The organism is Mangrovibacter phragmitis (genome assembly GCF_001655675.1).
GTDB lineage: Bacteria > Pseudomonadota > Gammaproteobacteria > Enterobacterales > Enterobacteriaceae > Mangrovibacter > Mangrovibacter phragmitis.
In genome coordinates, this window is the sequence record NZ_LYRP01000026.1 from 1 (window position 1) to 1,639 (window position 1,639).

Genomic DNA, 1,639 nt, shown 5'->3' on the forward strand with positions numbered 1-1,639 from the left:
AAACCTTGGTTTGGGAGATATCGCCCTGGCGGGGGTGTGCACCCGGGTTCTGGATGATGCAGGACACATCGACATACCCATGGTGATTAATGGCGAAAAGAAAAAACTCATCATCCAGTGGGGCAGCACATCAACAACAACATCCGGAGCAACAGTTACGCTCCCGACAACCTTTCCAACCAAATATTGCGCAGGCGTTGGGTGTGAGACCGGGGCTTATGCATCCATAAAAGTGGTCGCAATTATTCCATTATCACTGAGCACTATTGGTGTTTATGGGCGTGCAGCCGGGACATCAACACTGGCTAATACTAATGTGAAATGGATTGTGATTGGTTACTGACAGGAGGGGATTATGCAATTTTCAGTTCAAACGCAGGCTTTTTACGGAGCAGGGTTAAACTTTGGTGACGCCCTGCCATCTGATGCAGTGAGTATTACCGAAGACCAGACTAACAAATTCTATAAAGCCGTTAACAGCGGGTGCTATATCTACCTGATTGATGGCGTACTGACAGCCTCGGAAGCCCGACCCGACAATTACCATTCGTGGGATAGTGAGAATAACACTTGGATACTGACTGATGGTGCAGCAGAACAGCAAAAGCAGGACCAAATTGCATCGGCAGAGAATGAAAAAGAAAACCGGGTAAACGCCGCGCTACAGGATATCAGTGTGCTACAGCTTAAGCTGCAGGCCGGACGCACACTAACCAGTGATGAAACAACCAGGCTCAATACAGTGCTGGATTACATTGATGCGGTAACCGCTATTGATACCAGCACTGCACCAGATATTACATGGCCTGAGTTGTCGGTTTAGTCGGCCAGACAAAGGCGTTATAGCTGGCTTCATCTGTTATTGAGCTGAAGTCCAGCGCCTGGAGCTCGTTGATATAACTTATCCAGGTTGTCAGTGATGTCTTATCATCATCACTGATAGTGCCCAGCAACAATTCTGTCTGCCATATCGATATTTCGCTTTTTGCAGAAGTAATGAGGTTAGCCTGATTTTCTTTTGCTTCGGTGATGAGTTCATCTGTTGTTGGTGCTGGTGTATCAACCCACGCCGGTCCACCTGATGAGTCAGCGCCAAGTTGTTTTCCCTCTAAGGGGGTGGCAAGAAACGTCTGCCATGCAACATCAGTAATTTCTACTGCATCATCAGGCCATGAACCTGCCACATCGTAAGATTTCTTTAACGAATCATCAAAGAAACCAAGTTTTGAAGGTGAAAAATATTTAGTCATTTTAATAACCTGTCGCTTCCCAGTATACGGTAACTGTCCCGGCAGTAGGTGAACCTGCTGAGTTTGAAGAAATGGACATCCCCCTCAGAGTAGCCCCAGTATTTGAAGTCGCTGATGGTCTACATGTTTCGCATGTTCCACCAGCTACATCAGTAAGAACTGACGCCTGTAGACTCAAGACTGCATTGGGAAATGTTGTTGGAAATGTTATTGGCGTATTGCCCTCAACAGCATTCTGTGAAACGGTGAGCGATATGGTTGTCGTGCCCCATTGCTTAATTAAATTACGCTTCACGCCATTAATTATCATTGGCGTTGAAATGTATCCGCCCGTTCCCAGAACTCCGGTGCACACCCCCGCCAGGGCGATATCTCCCAAACCAAGGTTT

4 protein-coding genes are annotated in these 1,639 nt (G+C 47.0%); 2 read left to right on the plus strand and 2 right to left on the minus strand.

The annotated features are described in order from the left end of the window. The coding region (locus tag A9B99_RS24050) for a gp53-like domain-containing protein (RefSeq protein WP_462677335.1) at positions 1–343 on the plus strand (343 nt) is incomplete at its 5' end. A gap of 12 nt (positions 344–355) precedes the next feature. Further along, positions 356–823 carry a tail fiber assembly protein gene (locus A9B99_RS15545; protein ID WP_064599035.1) on the plus strand — a complete coding sequence of 156 codons (468 nt, stop codon included), beginning with the start codon at positions 356–358 and terminating at the stop codon, positions 821–823. On the opposite strand, the gene A9B99_RS15550 is transcribed toward A9B99_RS15545, so the two are convergent. Both A9B99_RS15550 and A9B99_RS24275 read right to left on the minus strand, forming a co-directional pair. Next, positions 798–1,250, minus strand: coding sequence for a tail fiber assembly protein (locus A9B99_RS15550; RefSeq protein ID WP_064599037.1), 453 nt, complete (start codon positions 1,248–1,250; stop codon positions 798–800). The two genes, A9B99_RS15545 and A9B99_RS15550, sit on opposite strands and share 26 nt — an antisense overlap. Position 1,251: 1 nt before the next feature. Beyond that, positions 1,252–1,639 (minus strand): gp53-like domain-containing protein (locus tag A9B99_RS24275; RefSeq protein WP_462677336.1); only part of this gene is annotated, 388 nt, incomplete at its 5' end.